Source organism: Marinobacter sp. (genome assembly GCF_041687235.1).
Lineage (GTDB): Bacteria > Pseudomonadota > Gammaproteobacteria > Pseudomonadales > Oleiphilaceae > Marinobacter.
This window is the reverse complement of the sequence record NZ_JAWLCH010000001.1, coordinates 401,761-422,639: the sequence shown is the minus strand read 5'-3', so window position 1 is coordinate 422,639 and position 20,879 is coordinate 401,761. Positions and strand designations below refer to the sequence as shown.

Sequence of the window (20,879 nt, the reverse complement as noted above, 5' to 3'; positions counted from 1 at the left end):
AGGAAACCCCATGCGCGCCTCAGTTTCAACGGCACAGGACCTCGGCATGCCGGCCATTTACCTGCACCTTCTGGCCGAGCTGCTGAATACCATCGGTGTTGACGAACAGGACCTTTTGCTCCGGGTCGGTCTCGACCCGGCTCGCCTGCAATCCACCGATCTCCGGGTCAGCCAGACCCAGGCCAGCGAATTTGTAACCCGGGCCATTATCGAGAGCGGTGAGCCGGGGCTCGGCATCATGCTCGCCCGGGAACTGAAGCTTCCGCTTCACGGCGCCCTCGGTACGGCAGTCATGAGCAGCCGAACCCTTGGCGATGCCATGGAGCTGATGACCCGGTACCTGACCCTGCGGGTGCCCCACCTGCAGGTCAGCAAGCGGGAGAGCGGCAGCCTCGTCTGGTACATCGTGACCTGTGACATCGATCTCGGGCCCCTGCACGGATTCATCATGGACGCCATGCTGTTTGGTTGCGTTTCCATGGGGGCGCAACTGACGGGCTCGGTGGTTGACGGTTTGCGAATCGTTCGCCGGGGACCGGAGCCGGCCTACTTTCACCGGTTCCGGCAACAGATCCCGGTGCCAGTGGAGTTCAGCGCCACGGAGAATGCCCTCGTGATCCCCGCGGCCCGGCTAAGTCTGCCCGTACGCTTCAGCGACGACCAACTGGCTGCCTCTTCCCGGGCCCAGTGCGAGGAAGCGCTTCGGCAACTGACCGAAGACGCCGGATTTGCCTGCCGGGTCCGGCGGGTGATTGAAACCAGTCATCCCTTCCCTCCGAAACTGGCCCGGGTTGCGGGCACATTGTTTGTCTCCGAAAGGACACTCAAACGCCGGCTACAGGAAGAAGCGGCGAGTTTCCAGCATCTGGTGGACCAGGTCAGACTGGAACGGGCAGGCGATCTGCTCCGAAACACCACCATGAACCTGAGCCAGATTGCCGATGCCCTGGGTTACGCCGATGCGGCGAATTTTACCCGGGCTTTCAAACGCTGGACCGGCACCAGCCCGAGCCAATTCCGGAGCAATTCTTCGACCTCAGCTTCGACGCCCCAAGGCCCTGCGCTGGCTACCGGGTGATCAGTCGATGCCAATGATCTTGTGCATCTGCAGAGTCAGCCGCCATTGGGGGTGCCTCAGACAGTAGTCGGTAGCGCGTTGGGTATTGCTTTGTTTAATCTCATCCACGGCCGTTTCGGGTATTGAAGGAGAGGCCATCGGCGACAGGAAATAATGGCGCGCGCGGATGCCCAGGAATCGGTCCGGCATCGCCAGGGGCTGCGGATACACCAGTTTCAGCTCGTCACAGGCCTCAATCACCACCGGCGCGTCGGCCTTGGGACTGACGCAAAGCCAATCAATGCCATCAGGAGCAGGCAGGGTGCCGTTGGTCTCCACGCCAACTTCAAAGCCCTCCCGATGGAACGCCTCGATCAGAGCGGTATCCAACTGCAACAGGGGCTCACCGCCGGTGCAGACCACGTAGGGCTTGCCTGGCGCGTCCGGCCAGAGGTTGCGTATGTGACGGACCAGGGCTTCCGGTGTTTCAAAACGGCCACCATTCTGACCGTCCGTGCCGACGAAGTCGGTATCACAGAAATTGCACACGGCAGTGGCACGGTCTTTCTCACGGCCGGTCCACAGGTTGCATTTACTGAAACGACAGAACACGGCCGCCCGGCCGGCCTGGGCGCCTTCGCCCTGGAGGGTGTAGAAGGCTTCCTTGACCCGATACATCAGCCTGCGCCCTCGTATTCAAGAGGATCGGTCACACCATTGACGGCAAACGCTTCAAGGCGTTCAACGCACGAGCCGCAACGGCCACAAGCCTGCGCCCGGCCGTTATAACAGGTCCAGGTCTGCGAATAATCCAGCCCCAGGCGGAGGCCTTCGGCCAGGATCTGGCCCTTGTCCATAGCCATGAAAGGTGCCTCGATGCCCACCGGCTCATAATTGGCCACACGGCAAACGGCATCCATTTTTTCCACAAATTCCGGACGGCAGTCCGGGTAGATGGCATGGTCGCCACCGTGAGCCCCGTACCATACAGCACCAGCGCCTGAGGTAACGGCGTAACCCGTCGCCAGCGACAGCAGGATCATGTTGCGGTTTGGCACTACCGTCGCTTTCATACTGTCTTCTTCATAATGACCTTCCGGCACATCCAGATCCGAGGTCAACGATGAGCCGGTCATCACCTCACTCATGGCCCGGATATCAATCACCTTGTGCGGAATACCATGGGCCTCGCACACCGAGCGCGCGCACTCAAGCTCCCGGACGTGGCGCTGACCGTAGTTGAAGGACAGTGCATGCACCTGATACCCCTTTTCCCTGGCCAGGTGCAGCAGGGTATAGGAGTCCATGCCTCCGGAATAGATTACAACCACGGTGTCTGTCATTCGGGCTCCCCGTATGGTGCGATTGGGTATGGTCTGGTTTACTGTCGCGCCCGAGGCCTGTTGCTGTCATCGGGCTTTTACAATGAATGGACATATTGTAACAGTGCAGGCACAGGTTGGGTTCGCGTCTCGGGTTCGGGGCGGGTAAACTCGGCTAAAAACAACTCATCAGCTACACTGACCCCATGACCACTATCCGCCCGGCATTCATCGATTTCGAGGCCTCCAGTCTTGATCTGATCGCGAGCTACCCGATTGAGGTGGGGATTTGCATGCCGGATGGCACCCTCCACAGCTGGCTGATCTGCCCCCATGTCCTGTGGCAGGACTGGTCGGAAAGCGCTGAACAGATACACGGCATTTCCCGCCAGACTCTGGAAGCGGAGGGTATTGCCGTCAGTGAAGTGGCCGGGGCCCTGAATGAACTGCTGCCAGAGCAGGTGTTTTGCGATGCCTGGACATTCGACAGTTTCTGGCTGCACCGGTTGTTCAGGGCCGCGCGTATCAGCCCGACCTTTCAGCTGGAGTCCATTTCAGCGCTGCTCGACACCCGACAGGTTCGCCAATGGTCGGCGCTTCGCCAGCAGGTGATTACAGAACTTGGCCTGCCAGTGCATCGGGCGGCAAATGACGCGCTCATCCTCCATAAAACCTGGGAACGAATCGCTCTGGACGAAGATGCATTGATGCCAGTGGCAGGCCAGAGCCGTCAGGCCTGATCCGGTATCGGGCATTCAGTGCCTGATGTGGCGAACCCGCAACGCGATGACTTCAAGACCATCCCGAAGGGTATTGAGTGTCCAGTAGGTCACCAGTGCCATCAACCCGGCACCAGCCACGGTAAACACCAGATTTTCGCCCACGACCTGTTCCTGAGCGGCCAGCAGATAAAGGCCAAGGGCAACGATCAGAGCGAGTTCAATGAGTGCGTGGGAACGGAACTTTCTACTGGCAGATCCGGCGTCGTCGGACATTTTCCTGAGTTTCAACCTCTGTCTGTGGCAATAAATGAAAAGTTAGTGTGCAAATTATCGCCAGGACAGTCCGGGAAATCTGTACGAAGTAGTGGCTACGGAAATTCCACTATGCAAAAAAAAACGCAGCCATAGAGGCTGCGTAGAAAGGAGAGATCCATAGACGGCCTGGCGCGGCAGGCCGTCAGGATTGCACAACGTAAAACACGTGACGCTGCAAAGTATGCCAAGTGCCCCCGGGGCCGTCTGTAGGGGTTTGCCGAAGAGACTGACCTATTGCAAACCGGGCATTAGCCTATACACTGGTATTCGAACCGAAACAAAAGAGCCGGTATGACCCGAATGATTACACAGTTCATTGCTTACACAGCCGCAGGTTGCCATGCAGGGCAGTCTGTTCGTGCAATGGTGAAAGACATCTAACGGCTTTCGGTCAGTCCCGGGAGCCTTTGTAGCGACCGGGTCAGCTTCTCCGCAGAACCCCGGTCGCCCCCAGGCAACCGGGGTTTTTGTTTTTGCAGCCGCAAAACGACAAGGAGAACATCATGAAAAGACATCCGACAACTCGTGCAGCAAACCAGCCCATCACCAATCGCCAGGGCCCGATCAAACGCCCGGAAAAGCTGCCGCTGCTGGATGCGATCTGTAAAAAACTGAATCAGCGCGTCAACCTGGATGACGAACAGCGGGTGCTGGGTGTGTACGAACGGGGCTGGATCTTCAAAGGGGTTCTGGGCAACCTGAACGATGCAGAGGCCAGGTACGTGAGGGCTTTGGCAACCCGCTACAATTCCTGGATTGCACGTCAGGTCGCCTGATCTTCCTGCTGTGTGTCTGAACCGGTCAGTGGCGCCGGTTCAGTCCCTGCATCATAGCCATGTCGCCACCGTGAACCATGGCGTAATTGTTGACCACATCGTGGATCTTTTCCTGGGAATAAGGCTTGACCACGTAACCATTGGCGCCGGCGCTGATTGCCCGCTGAATGCTCTCGATGGAATCATCGGCCGTCACCAGCACAATGTGCTGCTCCTCCCGGGCATCCTTGAATTCCAGCATCAATTCATGGCCATTGCCATCTGGCAGGCCAAGATCCAGCAGGATGATGTGGAACTCACTGGCCTTGAACGTCGCCCTGGCGGAGGCAGCATCCACACACTCCTCCACCCGGGTTGCGCCAGCCTTGTAGAGCATGTCCACCAACCGCTCGCGCATCACCGGCTCATCTTCCACTACCAGCACTCTCAGATCCGTCATCGGGGTTGCTCCTGTCAAGCTGTTGGGTCGTTGCCTGTGCGCCGGGGCAGATCCAGCGGGGCCGGGCGGGGCTCGCCCGTTTCGCTGTGAATCGGCCCTGGCGATGCATTCTTCTGTGCCGTTGCCGGCTCTTCCATGCCAAATCGTGTGAGTATATTGCTGATGCTCACGGCCGTTGTGTACAGGGAAATGGCAATGATCAGGAGAATCGGCTGAACAAAGGTTACGAAGCCAGGCACATCCGCGCTCCCCAGTATACTCAATATCAGAATGATTGCCGGGCCCAGAACCACAAACAGGGTCAACGCGATGAAGAAAACAATCCGCTCCTTGTAACGCCCAAGGTCCCGATTGGTCACCAGACCGAGCACGAACTTGCCGATGGCAAGGCCGGCGAGGATGGCAGCCGCGATACTCAGATCCGGTCGCAACAGGGTTTCGTAGAGCCGCCCCTCCCACAATCGCTGCATCCCGATGATCAGAAAGGGAAACAACACGAACAGGATGTCCGCATAGGTTCCGTACATCATGCTCAGGGAATGGTGTTCTCGACGTTCCGGCAGCTCACTCATCGGGTTTTTCCTGTTGGTTGTTCTCGGGACACATCAGCCCGGGTTTTGCGCAGCAGCGAGGGCACGGTCTATCATTTCACCGAGCCCCCGGAGTTCGCTGCGAACCCGGTCCCAGTCCGGTTCGGTGACTTTCAGAAGATCTTCCAGTAGACCCGCCTGGCGAGTCATCAGAGGATAGCCCATGGCCCCGGCAGTACCCTTGATCTGGTGGGCCTCGGTTTTGATTGTTTCGCGATCAGCGCTTGCCAACGCCACTTCCATCCTTTCCCGACGCCCGGACAGGCCATCAAGAAACTGCGCGATCAGATGGGCGATTTCGGCGTCTTCGTCCGAATCCGTCATCACGGCTGGACCACCACCAAGCAAGCGGTCCAGCATGGACCTCAGGTGGGACTGATCAATTGGTTTGTTCAGAACGCCGTCACAACCCGCTTCGAGAAGTGCATCGGTTTCCTGCTGGTCGCCCGCGGTAAAGGCGATTACGGGCCGCCGGAACCCAGCCTGGCGCAGTAGCAAAGTGGCAGCAACACCATCCATCCCGGGCATATGACGGTCCATAAGCACCAGGTGAACGGTATCTGACAGCGCTGCCCGCACCGCTTCGTCGCCACTGGTGACGGCCACCACATCCAGCCCCTCACGTCGCAACATGCGCTCTACCAGCTGACGGTTCTCAGCGTTGTCTTCGGCAACCAGAACCTTGCCCTGGTAGCGCCGCTGAGCCCCCTGAAAATCGTCCGGACTGACCGCAAGATACCGTGCCAGTGTCTCGTAGAACCGCTGCTTGTCGATCGGCTTGGCCAGATGCTCATTGCAGCCCGCCAGTTGGTAATCGGCAATGTCTTCAGACATGACATTGGCGGTAAGCGCGATCACCGGTGTATTCACCCCGGCTTCCCGCAGTGCCGCCGTCGCATCCCGGCCATTCATGACCGGCATCTGGATGTCCATGAGAATCAGATCAAAGGGCTCACGAATCGCCAGCTCCAGCGCCTCCGCGCCATTGCTCACATGCACCAGCTCTGCACCGGTTCGCGCCACCAGCAAGGACACTAGGCGGCGGTTCACCTCGTTGTCCTCGGCGCACAGGATTCGACCAGACAGTCTCGGTGCCACCACCATGGGAATGGCCCGGCGGCGCTGGCTCAGCTCAGAGGCATCGCGCAGGAAATGCACCTGATCCAGGGGGCCGGTGCGGATAGACAGCTCAAATTCGCTGCCCTCGCCATAGGTGCTATTGACTCGAATACTGCCGCCGAGCAGTTCCGCCAGACGCAGTGAGATACTGAGACCCAGACCGGTGCCACCGTATTGCCTCGAAATGGCGGCACTGCCCTGGGCAAAGGGATCAAACAGACGCCCCAGCTGTTCCGGCTTCATGCCAATGCCGGTATCCACCACCCGGGCCACCAGCAATTCCTGGCCGCGGTCGCATCGGACCACCAGGGAAATGGAGCCTTTTTCAGTGAACTTCAGGGCATTGCCGCACAGATTAATGATGATCTGTCGTAGCCGGGTCGGGTCCGTTCGAATCTGCTCGGGCAACGGATACTCGCAAATGATGCTGAAATCCAGCCCTTTTTCCCGGGCCCGGGGTTCAAAGAAGGCACGAATCTCATCCAGCAGTTCCGGCAGGTTGACCGAAACGATATCAACATCCAGTTTGTTGGCGTCGATCTTCGAGTGATCAAGAATATCATTGACCAGGTCGAGCAGGTGTCGGCCGCTGCGCACGACTGTCTCGGCGCTGCTTCTTTTTTCCCGTTCATTGAGGTCTGGATCAAGCAAGGTTTCGCCATACCCTATGATCGCTGCCAGCGGCGTTCGGATTTCATGGCTCATATTGGCCAGAAACTGGCTTTTCGCCTCGGCCGAATTACGGGCCAGTTCTTTTTCCAGCCGTTCCTGCTCCCGTTCCCGTTCGATCCTCTGGCGGTTGTGACTTTCCGTGGCGTCGATGCAGGTGCCTTCCAGATGGGTCGGCTCGCCCTCCGTATCATAGACCGTGTGCAGTGAGATAGTCGCCCAGCGCTCATCACCATCCCGGGTCAGGTAACGGGCCTCAATGCCCTTGACCGTTCCCCGGGCCTCCAGTTGCTCGACCACCAGCCGGCGCAGGCGATCATCGGCGATACAGGTTTCCAGCACGTCCGGATTCCGTTTCAGCAGTTCCCGGCTGCTGTTGTAACCCAACAGCCTGGCCATGGCCGGGTTGGCGGTGACAAAACGCCTGTCCGGTGACATCTGGAAGACTCCCTCGATGGCATTATCGAACAGCGACTGATATCGCTGAAGATTCGACAACGCGCGCTGGCTCCAGCTGAGGGCCTCGCCCTGAACCTGCTTGATCCGGTCCGCCAGTGCAAACGAGAACAGAATGATCTGGGCCGTCAGGCCAAACTGCGGCGAATAGGCGGTGAACGTATTCAGAGGCAATATACCCATTACCGTCAGGGCGTAGATTCCGAAACCGACCAGAGCGAGGGTCCAGGCGAAAAAGTAGGAGCGTGCTGCGGGATTGTAATAGCGCCAGGACAGGTAACTGACCACGATCATGATCATGCTCAAAAGGATCGAGCCAACCACAATCCATTCCATGGCCACATGGTAGGGCAGGAACAGGGAGAGCACGAAGGTTGCAACCACCGAGTACAGACAGAGCCGGATGACCTGATCAAGGTCAGTCGACCGCTCCCGGGTCTCCAGCAATGACCTGGCCATCAACAGCCCCCAGAACCAGGTCAGGATGATCTGGAAGTGAAGAAACTGCTTGTCAAAGATGGCGGGCCGGTCCTCCAGCAACTGGATACCGTGGACCTGTTCGGTAAATATGAAGACACTGGCGAACACCAGATAGAGCACGTAATAGATGTTACTGCGCTCGCGTACCGATACCGCCACAAACAGGTTGTAGGCCAGGATGGCGAGCACCGCGCCGAGCAGTATGCCCCGCACCAGTTCATCCACCGAGACTTTTTCAATATAGCTGTCCGGGTGCCACAGGCTGATCGGCAAACGGAAGGTGTTGGTGTTGACCACCCGCAGATAGACATGGTTCAGCGTATCCGGCGCCAGGGCAAGGCGGAATGTGGGATTGGGGACCGCCAGGTCGCGTTCAGCCCAGTTATCCTCGTAACCGGCCTGCCGCTGCTCGACCAGAGCCCCGTCACGGACCATGAACAGGGCCACTTCATCCACCAGCGGCAGGGCAAGTTCCAGAATCCAGCCATTCTGATCCAGGCGAGCGCCGGAATGCAGGTCCAGGCGAACCCAGTAGGCGGACTCGGTGTAGCCAAAGTTCAGAACCCCCCCCTGGTGACGGGTAAAGGCGTCGGGGTTAAGTTTGCGGACCTCATCCAGCGTCAGCGACTGCTCGGGATCTTCGAGATACCAGATACAGCCGCCCAGATCGCGGATACTTTCGACGCCGCGGTCCAGTACGATCTCGCCATCGCGGCAGGGTCCGGCTGCACTGGCCGACGCCGGCATCATGACCGTGGCCAGTACCAGCAGGGCCATCATCGAAGACGTCACCGCTGTGAGCGCCAATTTTAGCCGTTGCCGCAAAATGTGATCTCCCCGAGGGTAGATACCTGTTTTTTGTTTTACTGTCAGGAGCCTGACCGGAGCTGCATCGCCCCGGTGGTTCACTTTAGCCGTTTACACTGATTTTCGCATCCCGGGGCCTTCTGAAATGAGACATTCCTGCATTTTCGCCGCTGTTTCCATGACCGCTCTTGTTCTGAGTGGCTGCGGACTCGAGGACACCGGCCCATCGGCGTTCAATCCCGCCACCAACGTTGACCTGACCTTCTCGAGTTTTGATCTCGAAAATACGGATGCGGCCCCGGACAACCTCAGCCACACCCGATTCTGGGACTTCTACCAGGGCTTACAGCCAGCAGGAGAGGATTCAGACCACCTTGAAACCATTGGCGAAATACGCAGCCACATCGGGATTTTTATTCGCGCAACGCCAACCGACTCCGGCACCAGCTATGACAGCGTGCGCAATCCTCTCGACCTGATGAATCAGGTGCTCGCCTCGGGCGAGGTGACCAATTTCCAGGAGGGCAAACGGTACATCAGCCAGCGTATTGCTGATGGCGTCGCAGGAACCTACAACACCCGGGGCAACGGCGCACAAATCCGGTTCACAGACCAGTCGGCCGTGATCGCCGACCGGCCATTGAACGACCGGCTCTGGATCTACCCCACGCTGGACTGGCGTTACCTGCCGGATGGCCCGGAAGGGTCGGATCTCGAAAACAAGGTGTATCGCACCATCCAGTACGTCAGCCGCAGCGTGGAGGAAGAGGAGCAGGGGGGCCAGCCGGAACTTGTCAGCGTGCTGGCGGGCAGCCGGTTTGACGCCAACAGCTTCGTCACGCTGGGCTACAGTCCCACCGAGTTCGCGACGGCCGACTACCTCAGCCGGAACCACGGCAGCCTGGAATTGCGCCAGGATTTCATTGACGAAAACACCGATACGCTGTTTATCAAGAACGGCGAATCCGAGGTTATCAAACTCGATCGTTACCCCGGATATAGCCTCGAGGATAACAGTCCGGACTGCCTCAGAATCGAGCTGGATTACGACATGGAACGGGTCAGGATTTTCGCATCGGACGGGGAGCCGGCCCGCATTGACGATCCTGATTCAGCCGACGAGCAGGACACCATTGCCAATCCGGCCAACTGCACCAATCAGGAAGACGCGGAGGCCGTTACCAGCTGGGCAACGGTCGCTACCTCAGGTCGTTAGTTAACGCCACCATCCCTGAGATCCCAGTTTTGCAAAAAGCCTTTCTTGCGGTCGATCATGCGTTCATAGGTGGAGATCATGATGGCCGCATGGGGGGCTTTGACAAGACGGAGGGTCTCGATACGCCGTTCAAGCCGCTCGACTTCCGAGCGCACCTGCTGGTGCACGTGATTGCGAACACTGTCGTGGTGGTCCAGCTTAACCTCACGGGAGGCTGACTGGTGGCTGGGGGGTGTGGGCTTGTCCATTCGGCTTCTCGTCCATTGAGTCGTGATAGATCCTTTTCCCATCACGCAAGTCTGCACAACTGTCCGACAAAGTGCAATTAAAATGAATAGAGTTTCATTTTTATTTGCTGCCTTGCGGATCCCGTTAGCCATTCACACGACAGAAGCCCTGCTATAGTTCCCTGTAGACATGACATTTGCCACCGACAGGAGCTCCCATGACCCAGACATCCGTGGCGGATACCCTCCGTGAATATCTGTCGCTGCTGGAACTGCTGGACGATGCCTACTGGGAAGCCAGCAGTATTCACCACAAGGACATGCTTTACGACATCATCAGCATCTTCAGCCAGGAAGTCGCCGAGATAAACAAGCTCAGCATCCAGGATCACCACTACCCCTACGAGGTGATCACGGAGGGCATCCGGAGGGTTGTCCCCAAGCTGGAACGACTGGATGAAAACCGGGAGGATGTGATCCAGCGAACCCAGACACTGACCGATTTTCGCGACATACTGTCGTCAGTACTGGGCATTCTGGAGGCTCAGCTCAGGACCCTTTAATACCCTCCTCTCAGGCGGCGATCATGGGCCGCCGGTGCTCCGGGATCAGCGGGAACCGATTGCCCACGGTATACACAAACTTCGCCAATGCCGGCAGGTGGTGACCCACAATCGGAATGCCGGTGTTCAGCAGGCTGACCGAAATATCCCGGGCAGCATCCGCCCAACACAGCTTGTTGATCAGACCAACGTGACCAAAGGCAAACCGGCTGTTCTGGCCCCAGAGGCCCACCGGATTGCCGCCCAGCATCATCCCGGCACTGAAACGCATGGGCACCATCATGGTCCGGTCTATCTGGAGGGAGCCGAATTGCTGGATAGCACGGCGAATGGTGATTTCGCTACAGATTCGCCGGCCATTCCAGACGCCGCCATTCAGCATCATCTGGAAGAAGCGGCTCATTTCCTCGGCGGTGCCGCACAGGTTACCCGCCGGAATGACCGCTTCCTGAAACCGGGGGTCGTTGGTGACCCGCTCAACCGTCCGGATATCGCCACCCAGGGCCCGATTAACCACCCAGGACACCGGGAACCGGGGCGTTGGCCCGGTGGCATAGTTACTGGCCAGCTCATTGAGGTGCTCAGGCGCAATACCGTAAGTAAACCACTTCATACCCATGGGCCGACGAAGGTGCCGGTCAATATAGTTTTCGATGGTATCTCCGGTGACGCTCTCCAGCACCCGCTGCAGCACAAAACCGCCGGTAATGGCATGATAGGCCACCTTGGCGCCATCAACTTCCACAGGCCGTGCGGCGCAAAGCAGTCGCCAGATTTCGTCATTGTCCCAAAGCACATCAATCGGCGTTTCCCGCGGAATGGCTGGAATACCGCCCCGGTGGGACAGAATCTGGTGAACGGTGATCGTGCGCTTGCCATTAACACCGAATTCCGGACAGTAGTAGGACACGGGGTCCATCAGATTCACCAGCCCCTGCTCCGCCAGCATGTGCATCAGCAGCGCAGTCACCGCTTTGGACGCCGAAAAATAGCAAATCGGCGTATCGGTGGTCATGGGAACCTTGACCGCATCCCTGGGGTCGTGTGGTCCATTGCCACTGGCATGGCCGATCGCTCTGTGCAGTACCTGTTCGCCGCGATGACGTATGGAAATCTGGATACCCGGGTGCACGCCGGTCCGGTAGAGGCTCTGGACGCTGCGCCACAGTGCGTCAACAGTTTCCCGGCTGACGCCAACGGCGTCGGGGTTTTCGCCGGAGGAGTCCCGGAAGGTGACGGTTTCGAGATCGCCGGGGATCTGGCAGGTATGGAACGCACGGCGGGCAAGTCGGTTCATCAGTTCAAACCTTTTTTCAGAACAATTGTTGTTTTTCTATCATCCATTGAACCGGTCCGTTCCGCATTGGCCGGGCCGCAATCCTGCGGACGTCACCGCTTCCAACTGGCCCGGAACTCGGGGCGCATCACTGATTATGGACCTGGTCGTGCAGGTGTGCCATGGCGACACAGTTGCGACCGCGCTCCTTGGCCAGATACATGGCCTTGTCGGCGGCCGCGCAAAGCGTGGACGCGCTCTGTCCGTGATCGGGATAGACCGCAACGCCAACACTGATGGTCAGCGGCACCGCCTCGCCGTTCCCCAGCGGTTGAGGCTCTTCGGCGACCTTGCGCCTGAGCCGCTCGGCCGTATCCTGGGCTTCGTCAAGATCCATTTCCGGCAGAACAATAACGAACTCTTCACCGCCAAACCGGCCGATGGAATCGACGCTACGCACACTGGCCAGCAGCAGACGACTGATGGACCGAAGCACCGAATCGCCAGCGGCATGGCCAAAAGTGTCGTTAACGTCTTTGAAATGGTCGAAGTCGATCCAGAGCAGGGCCATGGGACGCTGATACCGCCTGGCCCGTTCCAGCTCCTCCTCCAGGACTTTCGACATTTCCCGGCGGTTGAACAGTCCGGTCAGCGGATCCCGCGTGGCCATTTCCTCAAGTTCATTCTCCAGGGCCTTGCGGTCTGAAATGTCCAGAACAATCCCTTCAAGCAGCACCGACCCGTCCTCTTCTTCTACCCCCCGGCCACGCTCCCAAACCCAGATCCTGCTACCATCCCGGCGGGTAAGACCGTACTCGAGCGAAAACGATCTGTCGTTGGCCAGAGCCTCCTGCACCTCACCGTAAATCCGCTCACTATCCTCATCATCCATCAGGCTGGCGTAGCTGGTAACCCGGTTATCAATCAGCGCCTCCGGCTCGTAACCGGTCAGGCGGGCACATCCCTGGGAAACGAACAGCATGGTCCAGTGGGGATCGTACTTGCACCGATATGCCATGCCCGGGAGATTATCCATCAGCACCTGAAGCTGACGCTCCCGTCTACGCAGGGCCTGGCGCTGATTATGCTGCAGGGTCAACAGTGCCCGGTCCTTGGTAAGTTGACGGAAAAGTACGACAAACAACACAAGCCCTGTGGTGAGCACGAAAAAAAAGCCTTTCCAGGTCTGCACCAGGGAAAAGGTCTGGGGGTTTGGGAACCAGGCCTCCGCAGCGCTATCGGAAAAGGCAATCCAGGCAAAGCCGGCGATCAGATAGACCAATGCAGCCCAGCCAGCCCGCCGCAGAGGCGTCCGGTTATCTTTCAATCGTTCCATTCCCTGAGATTTCAGCCGCGAAGGCTCCATGGACATACAGCCATCGGTAATAGACATTTATAATGTACGAAAAATAGTCATAACGGGACGTTAAGTCGAGCATCAAATGTCATGCCCCGTAAAATCAACCTGTCACTATACCGGCCCGCCGTCCCCGAATAGTTGTTGCAGTACGTCGTAGCTGCTTTAATTCCCGGTTTCTGTCGCCATTCAGGAGCCGAGCATGACGCCTGGGATTAACGCTGCCCGCAGGGCCGCTGTGCCCCACACAATTCACGAGTATGACCACGATCCGGCCAGCGAGAGCTATGGCACCGAGGCCGCCGAGAAAACGGGCGTGGATCCGGCCCGGGTGTTCAAGACTCTGATTGTCGCCATTGATGGCAAGGAGCTGGTCGTGGGTATCGTACCGGTGAACACCATGCTCAACATGAAACTGATTGCCCGGGCAGCTGGCGGCAAAAAAGCCGCCATGGCTGACAAACAGGCGGTTGAACGCACCACTGGCTACGTTCTCGGTGGTGTGAGCCCCCTGGGACAGAAGAAAACGCTGAAAACTTTCATCGACGAGTCAGCTCTGGGCTTCGATACTATGTTTGTAAGCGCCGGACGACGCGGCCTGGAGATTGAGCTCGCGCCACGGGACCTGGCAGAACTGGTAAACGGTGGTTTTTTCCCACTCCACCAGGAGTAAGCCTTGAACCACGCAACGGACCTGCTATTAATCGGCGGCACCATGCTGCTGGCCCTGGCTGCACACGGCATCGGCCAACGCATACACGTACCCAGGGTCACCCTGTTGCTCTTGCTTGGCGCGCTTGCCGGCCCGGAACTGCTGAATCTTCTGCCAACAGGTGCCGACGACCACTTCGGATTCATTACCCAGTTAACCCTGGCCATGGTCGGCTTCCTGCTGGGCGAACGCATGGCAGTGAAGAACCTGGCGGAAGGTCGGGAAGCCGTGATCGTGAGCCTTGCCGTCACCCTGGTAACGGCGGCATTTGTCGCCGTCGCGGTCTGGCTGGTTACCCGGAACCTTCCTGCTGCGCTGCTGCTGGGTTCCATCGCAACGGCAACAGCGCCGGCTGCGACACTGGATACGCTGAAAGAATCGGGCGCCAACGGTCCGCTCACTCGTCTCGTATTCCAGGTCGTCGCCATTGACGATGCCTGGGGTGCCATCCTGTTCAGTATCTGTCTCGTCGGTGCACAACTCTTGCTAGGCGACAGCGGTACCGGGCTTTCCACCCTTGGAATCGGTCTTCTGGATGTCGGGGGGGCGGTTCTGCTGGGCATTGTCCTGGGCCTGCCCATGGCCTGGCTCACTGGCCGGCTGCGGCCCGGCGAGCCGATGTTGCTCGAGTCCGCCGGGTTTGTCTTTGTGGCCGCCGGGATAGCGTCGTTTCTTGGCCTCTCCTATCTGCTGACCTGCATGACCCTGGGCATCGTAGTCGCCAACCGGGCAAGGCATCATGTGCGCCCGTTCCGCTCAATAGAAGGCGTTTCCGAGCCGTTCCTGGCCCTGTTCTTTTTCATGGCCGGCTACCAGCTTGACTGGGCCATGCTGCCAGCCCTCGGCGCGCTGGGCCTCGCCTATGTGGCCGCCCGGATTGCCGGCAGGTTGGCCGGCGGACGGTTCGGCGGCTATCTGGCCGGTTCCGCGCCTCATACCCGGAAACGGATCGGCGCCTGCCTGATGCCCCAGGCCGGCGTTGCCCTCGGCCTGGCACTGCTGGCGACTGAACGGCTGCCGGAGCTGACGTATATTCTGCCTCTGGTCATTGGCGCAACGGTGATCTTTGAACTGGTGGGGCCACCACTCACCCTGATTCAGCTCAGACGAGCCGGCGAAACCGGCAAAGGCTATCAGGACGAACCGGACGAGGACTGATTGCCCGGTACACGGCCATAAAAAAACCGGAGAACCCGCCAGGGTTGTCCGGTTTTTTTGGTGACATCCGGGCGTGGGCCCGGATGCTGTAGTGCTGAACTTACTTCACGGATGCACGGGCATCCTCAAGGATTCTGTTCAGCGTGGCACTGGGCTGCATGATTTCGCAGACCTTCTCCATCGGCGGGTGGTAGTAACCACCGATATCCGCCGGATGACCCTGAACCACTGTCATTTCCTCGAGGATCTTGTCCTTGTTCTCTTCCAGCTGTGCAGACAGCTTGGTGAAGAACTCCTTCAGTTCCTTGTCGCTGTCCTGGTTGGCCAGCTCTTCTGCCCAGTAACGGGCCAGGTGGAAGTGAGAACCACGGTTGTCCAGCTCACCGGTCACCCGGGAAGGAGACTGGTTGTTTTCCAGCAGACGCTCGGTGGCCTTGTCCAGGGTCTGGCCCAGCAAGCGCGCACGCTCGTTGTTCTGCTTTTCACCCAGCTCGTCCAGGGACACCGCTGTGGCCAGGAATTCACCGAGGGAATCCCAGCGCAGGTGGTTCTCCTGAATCAGCTGCTGCACGTGCTTGGGCGCGGAACCGCCGGCGCCAGTCTCGTACAGGCCACCACCGTTCAGCAGCGGAACAATCGACAGCATCTTGGCGCTGGTGCCCAGTTCCAGAATCGGGAACAGATCCGTCAGGTAATCGCGCAGAACGTTGCCGGTTACAGAAATGGTGTCGAGGCCGCGAATCAGCCGCTCCATGGTCCAGCGAATTGCCCGAACCGGAGACATGATGCGAATATCCAGACCTTCGGTGTCGTGATCCTTCAGGTAGGTGTTCACCTTCTTGATCAGCTGAGCGTCATGGGCACGCTCGTCGTCCAGCCAGAACACCGCCGGCATGCCGGTGGCACGGGCGCGGTTGACCGCCAGCTTGACCCAGTCGCGAATCGGCAGGTCCTTGGTCTGGCAGGCGCGCCAGATGTCGCCCTTCTCGACGTTATGCTCGGTCAGCACGGTGCCGTCTTCGGCTACGACGCGGATAATACCGTCTTCCTTGATTTCAAAGGTCTTGTCGTGGGAGCCGTACTCTTCGGCCTTCTGGGCCATCAGACCAACGTTCGGTACGGTACCCATGGTGGTGGGATCGAAAGCACCGTGGGTCTTACAGAAGTTGATCACTTCCTGATAGATGGTGGCGTAGGTGGACTCCGGCATAACCGCCTTGGTGTCCTTAAGCTTGTTGTCACGGGCCCACATCTTGCCGGAGTTACGGATCATCGCCGGCATGGAGGCATCAACAATAACGTCACTGGGAACGTGAAGGTTGGTGATGCCTTTGACCGAATCCACCATGGCGATTTCCGGCCGGTGCTCATAGCACGCATGCAGGTCTTCCTGGATCTGCTCCTGCTTGGATTCCGGCAGCTGCTTGATCTTCTCGACCACACTGGACAGGCCGTTGTTCGGGTTCACACCGATCTCGTCGAACAGATCGCCGTACTTGTCGAACAAGTCCTTGTAGAAAACCTTCACCGCGTGACCGAACACGATCGGGTGGGAGATTTTCATCATGGTGGCTTTCACGTGCAGGGAGAACATGACACCGGTCTTCTCACAGTCTTCGATGGCATCCTCGAAGAACTTCACCAGCGCTTTCTTGCTCATGAACATGCCGTCCAGCACTTCGCCTTCCTGCAGAGGCAGGTCGGATTTCAGAACCGTCTGCTTACCCTGTTTGTTTTCAAACACGATGTTGGCGTTGGTCGCCTTGTCCAGGGTCACGGACTGCTCGCTGGAGTAGAAGTCGCCACCACGCATGTGCGCCACGTGGGTGCGTGAAGCCGGGCTCCATTCCCCCATGGAATGCGGGTACTTGCGTGCAAAGGCTTTAACAGCAGCCGGGGCGCGCCGGTCGGAGTTGCCTTCACGGAGTACCGGGTTGACGGCACTGCCCAGAACCTTGGCGTAGCGGGACTGAATCTCTTTTTCTTCGTCTGTTTCGGGGTTCTCTTTGTACTCGGGAACCTTATAGCCCTGTTCGTTCAGCTCCTTGATGGCAGCCCGAAGCTGCGGAATGGACGCTGAGATGTTCGGCAGCTTGATGATGTTTGCGTCAGGGTCTTTGGTGTATTCGCCCAGTTCGGCCAGGGCATCCGGAACCCGCTGATCTTCTTCGAGGTAATCCGGAAAGTTCGCCAGAATACGCGCCGCAAGAGAGATGTCACTGGTTTCAAATTCAATACCAGCCGGCTTGGCGTAGGTTTCCAGGATGGGAAGAAGTGACCGTGTCGCGAGGGCTGGAGCCTCGTCGGTCAGTGTGTAGACAATCTTGGCTTTGGATGATGTCATTTTCGTCCTCAGGCTAATGGGTGGGTTCAGGACGGTCATGGCGGGGTCAGGCGTCTTTTGAACGTCCGACCTGAGCAATGACTGATTAGGAACTTTTGATAGACCTACTAAGATACCATTTTTTCGTTAATTTTGGTTACGATCTTAGTATAAGAACGGACTAAAAATGCCTGATCTTCGGTTACAAGACGATGAAATGGCGGGAATTTACGAAACTTTCTAACATCGACTCGGCGGTAACGCGGAGCGGGTGAGGCCTTCCAAAACACGCTCCTGGCGGCACATCCCTGTGTCGCTTGGGCTCCGCCATCCCTGGCTCCGCACAGTTTTGGAAAGGGGTTCCTCTGCCGCTCACCGGGCTTCTCGGTGTGCCTCCACGCAGTTAATCGCGCTGCTTTCGAAAGCATATTGTCGACAAAACCAGAAGAGTAGGTCGGATTAGCCAACGGCGTAATCCGACAACCACCCTCAGATTTCAATCCTTCATTCGGGCAACAACCCAACTTGAGCCAACCGCTCCCGAATATGATCCAACGCCTCGGGATTCCCGAGAGCATCCCGGTTGTCGGCCTTTTTCGAACCGTTGATCAACCGGGCCACCGCCAGTTCCACCTTCTTGCCGCTGCGGGTGTACGGAATGTCGTTCACCTCCACGATGTGCCTGGGCACGTGGCGCGGGCTGGCGCCTTCGCGGATTCGGCTCTTGAGCTGTTTCAGCAGGTCATCGGTAACGGCCTGGCCTTCAGCCGGAACCACCAGCAGAACCACTTCCACGTCGCCGTCGATCTGGCGCCCGACCACGAGGCTGTCTTTGACCTCGGCCACGGTTTCTACCTGACGGTAGATTTCAGCGGTGCCGATCCTGACTCCGCCCGGGTTCAGGGTGGCGTCGGAGCGACCATAGATGATGGCACCGCCATGCTCGGTGAATTCGATGAAATCGCCGTGGGCCCACACGCCCGGGAAGGTGCTGAAGTAGGCGTCCTTGTAGCGCTCATCTCCGGGATCCTGCCAGAAGCTGACGGGCATGGATGGCAGGGGCTGACGGCAGACCAGTTCCCCCCGACCTTCGCTGACCCGTTGGCCGTCGTCGCCGTAGGCGACAGCATCAACGCCCAGGAAGCGGCACTGGATTTCGCCGCGACGAACAGGCAGCAGCGGCGTAGAGCCGACGAAGCAACCGCAGATATCGGTACCACCGGCAATGGAGCCGAGCAGGGCGCCGGGGGCACCATCGCTGTAGACCCAGTCGTAGTCTTCCGGCAGCAGCGGTGAGCCGGTGGAGAACACAACCCGCAGTTTGCTCTGGTCCAGGGTTTTCGCAGGCTGGAGCTCGCCTTTCCGGCAGCCGGCAATGAATCGCGCGCTGGTGCCGAAGTGGGTGACGCTTTCTTCCGCCACGACGTCCCAGAGGAAGTTCAGGCTGGGGTAACCCGGAGAACCATCAACGGTGATCACCGCGGCGCCGGTCATCAGGGCAGAAGCCTGCCAATTCCACATCATCCAGCCGCAGGTGGTGAAGTACAGGAACCGGTCCTCGGGCCCAACGTCGCCATGGAGCATCAGTTCCTTGGCATGATTGACCAACAGCCCGGCGTTGCCGTGAACGATGCACTTGGGTTTGCCGGTAGTGCCGGAGGAATACAGAATATACACCGGGTGGTCGGGCGACAGCGGCGTGAACGAGGGTGCATTGCCTTCACCGACGGCCAGGGCGTCTTCCCATGTGGTCACCAGATCGCCAGCAATGGGAGCTTCATCTGACAACTGCTGAACACTGACTACGGCTCTGAGCGTGGGCAAGCCGGCAATCAGCTCGGCAAAATCCTGTTGGCGCGCAAACACCTTTCCACCGTAGCCATAGCCATTTACGACGATCAGTGCCGAAGGCTCGATCTGGCCAAAGCGATCAAGAATGGCCCCGATGCCGAAATCCGGGGAGGCGGAACTCCAGATGGCACCCATGCTTGTCGCTGCGAGCATGCCAACCAGGGCTTCATAGCCGTTAGTGACAACGCCGGCGACACGATCACCCTGCTTGATGCCTTTTTCACGCAGGAAGGCTTCCAGGGCACCTGCGTCGGCCTTAAGTTCGGCATAGGTGCGACGCAGCACCGGACGGGTTTCGCAGTAGGCAACCACCGCTTCCCGATCGGCATGCTCACCATCCGCCAGCCGAAGCAGGTTGGCGGCGAAGTTCAGTTTCATGCCCGGGAACCATTCGGCGCCCGGCATTTCCCGTTTACCCAGCACCTTATCGGCCGGTGTGTCGCATACCAGTCCGCAGTAATCCCAGATTTTCTGCCAGAAGGTATCCAGCTCTTCGATGGACCACTGGTGTAGCTCGTGGTAATCCGTGAAGGGGCCAAAGCCCTGCTGCTCCAGCCAGGCCTTGAACTGGCCCATGCGGGAATGGGTCAGGGTGTCTTCCGAGGGAGACCAGACTACCGGTGAATGTTGTTCATTGCTCATCCATCTCTCCTGAATATTACTGCATATGCCAGCCGTGACTGACCACGATGGACTGGCCCGTCAAGGCAGCAGACGGGAATGCAGCCAGATGAACGGCCAACTCTGCCACGTCTTCGAGGGTGGTGAATTCCCCGTCCACTGTGTTCTTGAGCATAACTTTACTGATCACTTCCTCTTCGGAAATGCCCAGCTCCTTGGCCTGTTCCGGAATTTGCTTATCCACCAGGGGCGTGCGCACAAAACCCGGGCAGATGATGTTGCTCCGCACTCCGTGTTCCGCGCCTTCCTTTGCCACCGCCCTGCACAGTCCCAGCATTCCGTGCTTGGCAGCCACATAGGGTGCTTTCAGGGGCGAGGCTTCCAGAGAGTGCACCGACCCCATGTAGAGCATGGTGCCGCCGCCGCTCTCATACATGTGCTTGAGTGCCGCGCGGGTCACCAGGAACGCGCCATCGAGATGCACATTCATGACTTTGCTCCAGTCGGAATAGGCGAGCTTGTGCACCGGGTCGATATGCTGGATGCCGGCATTCGCGATAGCGATGTCCAGACCGCCCCACTGTTTAACCACAAAGTTTACGTTTACGTCAACTGCTTCTTCATTAGTGACGTCCATTTCCAGTGCCATGGCCGTGCCGCCAGCCTGCTCGATGGCGGCTACGGTTTCCTGTGCCGCCTCAAGAGTCAGGTCAGCAACAGCGACCTTGGCGCCTTCACGGCCGTAGGCCTCGGCAATGGCCCGGCCGATGCCGCGACCGGCACCGGTAATCAGGGCAATCCGGTTTTCCAGACGCATTGTTGT

The 20,879-nt window shown here is 58.6% G+C and carries 19 protein-coding genes; 7 read left to right on the top strand and 12 right to left on the bottom strand.

Translation table 11 applies throughout. The annotated features are described in order from the left end of the window. Nucleotides 1-10 precede the first annotated feature (10 nt). The gene (locus ACESMK_RS01775; RefSeq protein WP_372994660.1) at nt 11-1,078 is read left to right on the top strand and encodes an AraC family transcriptional regulator; all 1,068 of its coding nucleotides are present in this window, start codon (nt 11-13) and stop codon (nt 1,076-1,078) included. On the opposite strand, the gene queE is transcribed toward ACESMK_RS01775, so the two are convergent. Further along, the gene (queE, locus tag ACESMK_RS01770) at nt 1,079-1,735 is read right to left on the bottom strand and encodes a 7-carboxy-7-deazaguanine synthase (RefSeq protein WP_372994658.1); all 657 of its coding nucleotides are present in this window, start codon (nt 1,733-1,735) and stop codon (nt 1,079-1,081) included. Then, nucleotides 1,735-2,400: a 7-cyano-7-deazaguanine synthase QueC gene (gene queC / locus ACESMK_RS01765; RefSeq protein ID WP_372994656.1), complete on the bottom strand. Its 666-nt coding sequence runs from the start codon at nt 2,398-2,400 to the stop codon at nt 1,735-1,737. Before queC ends, queE begins: the two co-directional genes overlap by 1 nt. 185 nt (nt 2,401-2,585) lie before the next feature. Here queC and ACESMK_RS01760 point away from each other — a divergent pair, with 185 nt between their 5' ends. Continuing rightward, nucleotides 2,586-3,119, top strand: coding sequence for a hypothetical protein (locus ACESMK_RS01760; RefSeq protein WP_372994654.1), 534 nt, complete (start codon nt 2,586-2,588; stop codon nt 3,117-3,119). Between the two features lie 15 nt (nt 3,120-3,134). Here ACESMK_RS01760 and ACESMK_RS01755 read toward each other — a convergent pair whose 3' ends face one another. Further along, on the bottom strand, nt 3,135-3,389 hold the full coding sequence (locus tag ACESMK_RS01755) for a hypothetical protein (protein ID WP_372994652.1): 255 nt from the start codon (nt 3,387-3,389) through the stop codon (nt 3,135-3,137). Between the two features lie 530 nt (nt 3,390-3,919). Between ACESMK_RS01755 and ACESMK_RS01750 the strand changes: the two genes are divergently transcribed. Continuing rightward, nucleotides 3,920-4,192: a hypothetical protein gene (locus ACESMK_RS01750; protein WP_372994650.1), complete on the top strand. Its 273-nt coding sequence runs from the start codon at nt 3,920-3,922 to the stop codon at nt 4,190-4,192. Between the two features lie 25 nt (nt 4,193-4,217). Here ACESMK_RS01750 and ACESMK_RS01745 read toward each other — a convergent pair whose 3' ends face one another. The 3 genes from ACESMK_RS01745 to ACESMK_RS01735 are packed head-to-tail and all read right to left on the bottom strand — an operon-like array spanning nt 4,218 to nt 8,725. After that, on the bottom strand, nt 4,218-4,631 hold the full coding sequence (locus tag ACESMK_RS01745) for a response regulator (protein ID WP_372994649.1): 414 nt from the start codon (nt 4,629-4,631) through the stop codon (nt 4,218-4,220). 14 nt (nt 4,632-4,645) lie between these two features. Then, nucleotides 4,646-5,203: a hypothetical protein gene (locus ACESMK_RS01740; RefSeq protein WP_372994647.1), complete on the bottom strand. Its 558-nt coding sequence runs from the start codon at nt 5,201-5,203 to the stop codon at nt 4,646-4,648. Nucleotides 5,204-5,236: 33 nt separating this feature from the next. Beyond that, nucleotides 5,237-8,725 (bottom strand): response regulator, encoded by a 3,489-nt coding sequence (locus ACESMK_RS01735; RefSeq protein WP_372995423.1) that lies wholly within the window; start codon nt 8,723-8,725, stop codon nt 5,237-5,239. Between the two features lie 172 nt (nt 8,726-8,897). Here ACESMK_RS01735 and ACESMK_RS01730 point away from each other — a divergent pair, with 172 nt between their 5' ends. After that, on the top strand, nt 8,898-9,968 hold the full coding sequence (locus ACESMK_RS01730; RefSeq protein ID WP_372994645.1) for a hypothetical protein: 1,071 nt from the start codon (nt 8,898-8,900) through the stop codon (nt 9,966-9,968). On the opposite strand, the gene ACESMK_RS01725 is transcribed toward ACESMK_RS01730, so the two are convergent. Further along, nucleotides 9,965-10,216, bottom strand: a complete 252-nt coding sequence (locus tag ACESMK_RS01725) for a hypothetical protein (RefSeq protein ID WP_372994643.1) — start codon at nt 10,214-10,216, stop codon at nt 9,965-9,967. The two genes, ACESMK_RS01730 and ACESMK_RS01725, sit on opposite strands and share 4 nt — an antisense overlap. Nucleotides 10,217-10,413: 197 nt before the next feature. On the opposite strand from ACESMK_RS01725, the gene ACESMK_RS01720 reads away from it, so the two are divergent. Next, complete coding sequence (locus ACESMK_RS01720) at nt 10,414-10,758, top strand: hypothetical protein (RefSeq protein ID WP_008176786.1); 345 nt, start codon at nt 10,414-10,416, stop codon at nt 10,756-10,758. Nucleotides 10,759-10,768: 10 nt separating this feature from the next. On the opposite strand, the gene ACESMK_RS01715 is transcribed toward ACESMK_RS01720, so the two are convergent. Together ACESMK_RS01715 and ACESMK_RS01710 are read right to left on the bottom strand one after the other, a co-directional pair. Further along, nucleotides 10,769-12,055 (bottom strand): serine hydrolase domain-containing protein, encoded by a 1,287-nt coding sequence (locus ACESMK_RS01715; protein WP_372994641.1) that lies wholly within the window; start codon nt 12,053-12,055, stop codon nt 10,769-10,771. Between the two features lie 127 nt (nt 12,056-12,182). Beyond that, nucleotides 12,183-13,370, bottom strand: a complete 1,188-nt coding sequence (locus ACESMK_RS01710) for a diguanylate cyclase (RefSeq protein ID WP_372994639.1) — start codon at nt 13,368-13,370, stop codon at nt 12,183-12,185. 223 nt (nt 13,371-13,593) lie between these two features. On the opposite strand from ACESMK_RS01710, the gene ybaK reads away from it, so the two are divergent. After that, nucleotides 13,594-14,064, top strand: a complete 471-nt coding sequence (gene ybaK, locus ACESMK_RS01705; RefSeq protein ID WP_372994637.1) for a Cys-tRNA(Pro) deacylase — start codon at nt 13,594-13,596, stop codon at nt 14,062-14,064. Nucleotides 14,065-14,067: 3 nt separating this feature from the next. Beyond that, nucleotides 14,068-15,261: a cation:proton antiporter gene (locus ACESMK_RS01700; protein ID WP_372994635.1), complete on the top strand. Its 1,194-nt coding sequence runs from the start codon at nt 14,068-14,070 to the stop codon at nt 15,259-15,261. Nucleotides 15,262-15,361: 100 nt separating this feature from the next. On the opposite strand, the gene ACESMK_RS01695 is transcribed toward ACESMK_RS01700, so the two are convergent. The 3 genes from ACESMK_RS01695 to ACESMK_RS01685 all read right to left on the bottom strand — a co-directional run bounded on the left by ACESMK_RS01695 (nt 15,362) and on the right by ACESMK_RS01685 (nt 20,873). Beyond that, nucleotides 15,362-17,605: an NADP-dependent isocitrate dehydrogenase gene (locus tag ACESMK_RS01695; protein WP_372994634.1), complete on the bottom strand. Its 2,244-nt coding sequence runs from the start codon at nt 17,603-17,605 to the stop codon at nt 15,362-15,364. Between the two features lie 483 nt (nt 17,606-18,088). Continuing rightward, nucleotides 18,089-20,077 carry an acetoacetate--CoA ligase gene (locus ACESMK_RS01690; protein ID WP_372994632.1) on the bottom strand — a complete coding sequence of 663 codons (1,989 nt, stop codon included), beginning with the start codon at nt 20,075-20,077 and terminating at the stop codon, nt 18,089-18,091. A gap of 16 nt (nt 20,078-20,093) precedes the next feature. Next, on the bottom strand, nt 20,094-20,873 hold the full coding sequence (locus tag ACESMK_RS01685) for a 3-hydroxybutyrate dehydrogenase (RefSeq protein ID WP_372994630.1): 780 nt from the start codon (nt 20,871-20,873) through the stop codon (nt 20,094-20,096). Between the last annotated feature and the right edge of the window lie 6 nt (nt 20,874-20,879).